The sequence below is a fragment of the Mesorhizobium sp. P5_C1 genome (genome assembly GCF_054049815.1).
Genome location: NZ_JBFULQ010000361.1, coordinates 1 through 5822, shown reverse-complemented (window position 1 = coordinate 5822; position 5822 = coordinate 1). Strand labels below are relative to the sequence as shown.

The following is a 5822-nucleotide window of genomic DNA, read 5'->3' as shown; positions in this document are numbered from 1 at the left end:
GCTCGTACCTTGCTCTAGCGATGAAGAAATCGAATGAAAAGAGTGCTTTCATCACAGTGAGGAAATGAACTGTGGCGCATGAAGGCGATATTGAGAAGCGTTGGCCGCGATAACAATGCCGCAAATGCGACTGGTCCAGACAAATTCTTGCCTTGAAACCGAAGCTTCGGGTTTCTACGGTTTCGGCACAGCTGCACAAGGAATCCTGAATGCCCCGTTCTGTGATCGACGCGATCGGCAACACGCCTCTGATCCGCCTCAACAAAGCGTCTGAACAAACCGGCTGCGAGATCCTGGGCAAGGCCGAGTTCATGAATCCAGGCCAGTCGGTCAAGGATCGCGCCGGCCTGTTCATCATCCGCGACGCCGAGCAGCGCGGGCTGCTGAGGCCCGGCGGTGTGATCGTCGAGGGAACGGCCGGCAACACCGGTATCGGGCTGACGCTGGTCGCCAAGGCGCTGGGATACCGCACGGTCATCGTCATTCCAGACACACAGAGCCAGGAAAAGAAGGACACCATCAGACTGCTCGGCGCCGAGCTGATCGAGGTGCCCGCGGTACCTTACAAGAATCCCAACAATTACGTGAAATTGTCGGGGCGGCTGGCCGAGCAGATGGCGCGGACGGAGCCGAACGGCGCCATCTGGGCCAACCAGTTCGACAATGTCGCCAACCGTGACGGCCATATCCGCACCACCGCGGAGGAAATCTGGAACCAGACCGGCGGCAAGGTCGACGGTTTTGTCTCGGCGGTCGGTTCGGGTGGAACGCTGGCCGGCGTCGCCTTCGGATTGAGGGCCAGGCGCAAGGACGTCAAGATCGCGCTGGCCGATCCGCTGGGAGCCGCGCTCTACAGTTTCTACACCAGCGGTGAGTTGAAGTCCGATGGCAGCTCGATCACCGAAGGCATCGGGCAGGGGCGCATCACCGCCAATCTCGATGGCTTCACGCCGGATTTTTCGTTCCAGATCCCGGACGAAGATGCGCTGCCGATTGTCTTCGACCTGATCCAGGAAGAAGGACTGTGCGTCGGCGGTTCGACCGGCATCAACATTGCCGGCGCGATCCGGCTGGCGCGCGAACTGGGCCCCGGCCACACCATCGTGACTGTTCTTTGCGACTATGGCACGCGCTATCAATCGAAGCTGTTCAACCCGGAATTCCTGCGCGAGAAGAACCTGCCGATACCGGGCTGGATGGAGCAGCGGAGCACGATTTCTGTGCCGTTCGAAAAGGTCGCGTGATGGCGCACAGGACCGAAGCGCTGTTTCGCGACGACGCCTATCTGCGGACAGCGGACGCCACAATCATTGCCGTCAACGATCGCGGCGGCATCATTTTCGACAGGACGATCTTCTACGCCACATCGGGCGGCCAGCCGGGCGATATCGGTCATCTGGAGCGCGCCGACGGCAGCCGCATCGCCATCGCCGCCACCATTACGGGCGAGACCAAGGACGAGATCATCCATGTCCCGGCGTTGGAGCAGAGGGTTCCCGAGGTCGGTGAACGCTTGAGCCTGGCGATCGACTGGGAGCGCCGGCATCTTTTGATGCGCATGCACGCGGCCTGCCACCTGCTCACTGTGGTCTGCCCGTTCCCGATCACCGGTGCGTCCGTTTCCGAGGATGACAGCCGCGTCGATTTCGATATTCCCGACGCCAGCTTCACCAGGGAAGACGTAACGGCGAGCCTGATGGATCTGGTGCGGGCCGATCACCCGATCTTCACCAGGCTGATCAGCGACGAGGAGCTGGCCGCCAACCCGGGCCTGGTGAAATCCAAGAACGTCCGGCCGCCTGTTGGCACCGGTAAGATCCGCCTGGTCTGCATCGGTGATAACGCTTCGGTCGATAGCCAGCCCTGCGGCGGCACCCATGTCAAAAGCACTGGTGAGGTCGGCGAAATCCATATCGGCAAGATCGAGAAGAAGGGCCGTGAAAACAGACGCTTCCGCATCCGCTTCGGCACGATGCCGGCGACCTGATGCATGTCGCCCAAGAAAGTGGCCTCGATGTTGGGTCAACGACTTGCATGAGAACAAAGACTTAAAGCGCGTCGCTTGAATCCGCTTCAACGCGACGCACTTTAATCGGACAATCACCGCCAAACGGCGAGCAGGAGAAAAAATGGCCGAGGACAGTCCTTTCACCGTCGACGCGGATTGGCTGCAGCAGCGCCTCGGCGAGCCGGGCCTGACGATCATCGACGCATCCTGGTATCTGCCGGCGCAAAAGCGCGATGCGCGCGGCGAATACGGCGCGGCCCACATTCCGGGCGCACGATTTCTGGATCAGGACGCGGTTTCGGACCCGGATTCGCCGCTGCCGCATACGCTGCCGTCACCGCAGCATTTTGCCCAGTATGTCGGATCGATGGGCGTTTCGGCCGACGACACCATCATCATCTATGATGGTCCGGGCTTCTTCTCGGCGCCTCGGGCGTGGTGGATGTTCCGAGTGATGGGCGTCTTCCAGACCTATATTCTGGACGGCGGCTTCGATGGCTGGAAAGCGGCCGGCCGGCCGGTGACGGCCGAACCGACCAGGATCGCGCCAAGTGTGTTTCATGCCGATTTCGACGCCGGTCGCGTTGCCAGCCTCGCCGACATGCGCCGGATCGTCGATACCGGGGAAAGCCAGATCGCCGACGCCCGTGGACCGGGCCGCTTTGCCGGCACGGAGCCAGAACCGCGCGCCGGTATCCGCTCCGGCCATATGCCTGGCGCGCGCAATCTGCCCTACTCGGCGCTGTCGGAAAATGGCAAGCTCTTGTCGAAGGACCGCTTGCGCAAGGTGATCGAGGCGGCCGGCATCGATCTGTCGAAACCCGTCATCACCTCGTGTGGTTCCGGCATTACAGCCGCGGTGGCGACGCTGGCGCTGGAAACGCTTGGCCATACCGACAACAGACTTTACGACGGCTCATGGACGGAGTGGGGTGGGCTCTCCGACACGCCGGTCGTGACCGGCAAGGAATGAAGACGATGGAAAACGGTGCGCTGGAAGACATCGATGTCACGGTCACGTTCCTCGAAATGCATGTGCCTCCAGCCTATTCGCCGCCGGTGCCCTACAACCGTCAGGTCGCCCTGCTGAAGACCAAGGACATTCCCCTGCATTTCTACCGCTATTTGATGGATAGGGTGGGACGCAAATGGCACTGGGTCAACGTGCTGAGGCTGGATGACGAGGAGCTTTCGGCCGGCATCCACCGCGAGGACCGCGACATCAGAGTGCTCTACCTCGACGGCGCGCCGGCCGGCTTCTTCGACCTCAAGCCGCATCTGCCGGAAGAAGTCGAGCTCGCCTATTTCGGCATGATGGAACATGCGACCGGGCAAGGCATCGGCCGCTGGTTCCTGGGGGCGGCGATCGCAGCAGCGTGGTCGTACGGGCCGAAGCGGGTGACAGTGCAGACCTGCACACTCGATCATCCGGCGGCTTTGCCGCTCTACCAGAAGCTCGGCTTTGCGCCGGTGGCGCAAAAGAAGGAAATCGTGCATCCGCTGCCTTTCGGAGAACGCTCGGCCAGCGTCATGAGGCCGTGACATCAGCCAAAAATCCGAAGCATCCGCCACTGCGCAGGAATCGGGTGGGAAGCGTCAACTTGAGGGCATAATTTCCGGTGGACTACACCGGAGATCCCACCATGACCATTCAGTTCAAAGCGCTGCCGACCGAAAATGTCAGGGCATTGCAGCACGGCGGCTCGGATGCCTACGGCCAAACGCCCGAACGAAAGATTTCCGACGGCGATGGCATGCCTTGTCGGCACTGTCTGAGGAACATCGCCGCTGGCGACGTTTACCTCGTTCTGGCCTATCGGCCATTCCCGGAGCTTCAGCCTTATGCCGAAACCGGGCCGATCTTCCTGCATGCCGAAGAATGCGACCGCGCCGCCGAGAGCGAGGTGCTACCTGAGATTCTCGAAAGCCCTGACTACATCGTGCGCGGCTACGGCAGGGATAATCGTATCGTCTACGGCAGCGGCGGTGTCATCCCGACCGGAAGAATTGCAGCGCGAGCMGAGGCCCTCTTCGAGCGCGACGATATCGCCTACGTTCATGTCCGCTCGGCACGCAACAATTGCTACCAGTGTCGCATCGAGCGCGTCTGAGGCATTGGAACGCTGGGCGAGGGCCTGTCGTACTCCCGTCGCACAATCGCGCTAGAAAGCCATTGTCGATCGATTTGCCGACCGCGGATGAACCGGCGGCAAATCTCGATATCGAGGAAGCGGGGCTTTGGCTCCGCTTTTTTGTTGCCCGGCCTCGCGCTCAAGAAAACCTTCGCGCCCAAGAAAAAACCCGCCGGCAAGAACCGGCGGGCTGACGGAGGAATTCTGAAGGAGAATCAGGCCGCGAGAACGGCTTTCGGCTCAACCAGTTCGTAGCCGAGCGCCTCGGCGACCGCGCGGTTGGTGATCTTGCCCTTGTGGACATTGAGGCCATTGCGCAGATGGTGGTCATCGACCAGCGCCTTCAGGCCCTTGTCGGCAAGCTGCAGGCCATAATGGAGCGTCGCGTTGTTGAGCGCGTGGGCCGACGTCACCGGTACCGCGCCGGGCATGTTGGCGACGCAGTAATGGATGACACCGTCGACCTCGTACGTCGGCTCGGCATGGGTAGTGGCGTGCGAGGTCTCGAAGCAGCCGCCCTGGTCGATGGCAACGTCGACCAGCACGGAACCCTTCTTCATGCCGGACAGCATTTCGCGCGTGACGAGCTTCGGCGCCGCGGCGCCGGGGATCAGCACCGCGCCGACGACGATGTCGGCCGAGAAGCACTCTTCCTCGAGCGCCTCGACGGTCGAGTAACGGGTGTGCACGCGGCCGGTGAAGAGGTCGTCGAGCTGGCGCAGGCGCGGGATCGAGCGATCGATGATGGTGACGTCAGCGCCAAGCCCCACCGCCATCCTGGCAGCATGCAGGCCGACGACGCCGCCGCCGAGCACAGTGACCTTGCCGGGCAGCACGCCGGGCACGCCGCCGAGCAGCACGCCGCGGCCGCCATTGGCCTTCTGCAGCGCCGTGGCGCCGGCCTGGATCGACAACCGACCGGCAACTTCCGACATCGGCGCCAGCAACGGCAGGCCGCCACGGTCGTCGGTGACGGTTTCGTAGGCGATTGCGGTGACACCGGAAGCGAGCAGGCCCTTGGTCTGCTCCGGGTCCGGAGCCAGGTGGAGATAGGTGTAGAGAATTTGGCCTTCGCGAAGCTGCGCCCATTCGTTGGGCTGCGGCTCCTTGACCTTGACGATCATGTCCGACTTGGCGAACACATCGGCAGCCGTCTTGGCGATTGTCGCACCGGCGGCGCGATAGGCATTGTCATCGGCGCTGATGCCGGCGCCGGCGCCGGTCTCGACCAGCACTTCATGGCCGTGGGCGACATATTCGCGGACGGAGCCGGGCGTGAGGCCGACGCGATATTCGTGGTTCTTGATTTCCTTGGGGCAGCCGACGCGCATTTTCTTCTCCTGATCCGGCCCTTTTGGGCTCGTTCCCTGTATAGGTGGAGTGAACCACAAATCGCTGCGCAGGTGTTTGCGAATGCGCTTGCGCCAACGGGCGGTTTTCGATAATCGTTGCGCAAAATGGTGAGATATTCGCAGGATTCACGGAAAATGCCGCTCGACAGGATTGATATCGCCATTCTCGAGACTTTGCAGAAGGATGGCAGGATACCGAATGCTGCACTGGCCGAGAAGGTTGGCCTGTCRCAGTCGGCCTGTTCGCGCAGGCTCGACAATCTGGAGAAATCCGGAACCATCCGCGGCTACCATGCCCGGCTTTCCAATGCCGCCCTTGGCCATCAGATG

8 protein-coding genes are annotated in these 5822 nt (G+C 62.0%); 7 read left to right on the top strand and 1 reads right to left on the bottom strand.

Annotated features, from left to right (window positions below; translation table 11 throughout):
* Positions 1 to 209: 209 nt before the first annotated feature.
* From ACXJ7R_RS23055 to ACXJ7R_RS23030, 6 genes are all read left to right on the top strand, one after another.
* On the top strand, positions 210 to 1244 hold the full coding sequence (locus ACXJ7R_RS23055) for a cysteine synthase A (protein ID WP_457153867.1): 1035 nt from the start codon (positions 210 to 212) through the stop codon (positions 1242 to 1244).
* Positions 1244 to 1987 (top strand): alanyl-tRNA editing protein, encoded by a 744-nt coding sequence (locus tag ACXJ7R_RS23050; RefSeq protein ID WP_457153866.1) that lies wholly within the window; start codon positions 1244 to 1246, stop codon positions 1985 to 1987. Before ACXJ7R_RS23055 ends, ACXJ7R_RS23050 begins: the two co-directional genes overlap by 1 nt.
* A 142-nt stretch (positions 1988 to 2129) precedes the next feature.
* Positions 2130 to 2981 carry a 3-mercaptopyruvate sulfurtransferase gene (gene sseA / locus ACXJ7R_RS23045; RefSeq protein ID WP_457153865.1) on the top strand — a complete coding sequence of 284 codons (852 nt, stop codon included), beginning with the start codon at positions 2130 to 2132 and terminating at the stop codon, positions 2979 to 2981.
* A gap of 5 nt (positions 2982 to 2986) precedes the next feature.
* On the top strand, positions 2987 to 3550 hold the full coding sequence (locus ACXJ7R_RS23040; RefSeq protein ID WP_095091816.1) for a GNAT family N-acetyltransferase: 564 nt from the start codon (positions 2987 to 2989) through the stop codon (positions 3548 to 3550).
* Between the two features lie 101 nt (positions 3551 to 3651).
* Positions 3652 to 4119: a DUF1203 domain-containing protein gene (locus ACXJ7R_RS23035; protein ID WP_457153864.1), complete on the top strand. Its 468-nt coding sequence runs from the start codon at positions 3652 to 3654 to the stop codon at positions 4117 to 4119.
* Positions 4120 to 4181: 62 nt separating this feature from the next.
* On the top strand, positions 4182 to 4334 hold the full coding sequence (locus tag ACXJ7R_RS23030; protein ID WP_457153863.1) for a hypothetical protein: 153 nt from the start codon (positions 4182 to 4184) through the stop codon (positions 4332 to 4334).
* Positions 4335 to 4355: 21 nt separating this feature from the next.
* Here the strand turns inward: ACXJ7R_RS23030 and ald are convergent, their stop codons facing one another.
* Positions 4356 to 5471, bottom strand: coding sequence for an alanine dehydrogenase (gene ald / locus ACXJ7R_RS23025; RefSeq protein WP_457153862.1), 1116 nt, complete (start codon positions 5469 to 5471; stop codon positions 4356 to 4358).
* A 156-nt stretch (positions 5472 to 5627) separates the two neighbouring features.
* On the opposite strand from ald, the gene ACXJ7R_RS23020 reads away from it, so the two are divergent.
* Positions 5628 to 5822 (top strand): Lrp/AsnC family transcriptional regulator (locus tag ACXJ7R_RS23020; RefSeq protein WP_457153861.1); only part of this gene is annotated, 195 nt, incomplete at its 3' end.

What these genes read in the sequence shown, in the direction of transcription:
- ACXJ7R_RS23055 (WP_457153867.1), top strand. Translation starts at nt 210, where the DNA reads ATGCCCCGTTCTGTGATCGACGCGATCGGCAACACGCCTCTGATCCGC.
- ACXJ7R_RS23050 (WP_457153866.1), top strand. Translation starts at nt 1,244, where the DNA reads ATGGCGCACAGGACCGAAGCGCTGTTTCGCGACGACGCCTATCTGCGG.
- sseA (WP_457153865.1), top strand. Translation starts at nt 2,130, where the DNA reads ATGGCCGAGGACAGTCCTTTCACCGTCGACGCGGATTGGCTGCAGCAG.
- ACXJ7R_RS23040 (WP_095091816.1), top strand. Translation starts at nt 2,987, where the DNA reads ATGGAAAACGGTGCGCTGGAAGACATCGATGTCACGGTCACGTTCCTC.
- ald (WP_457153862.1), bottom strand. Translation starts at nt 5,471, where the DNA reads ATGCGCGTCGGCTGCCCCAAGGAAATCAAGAACCACGAATATCGCGTC.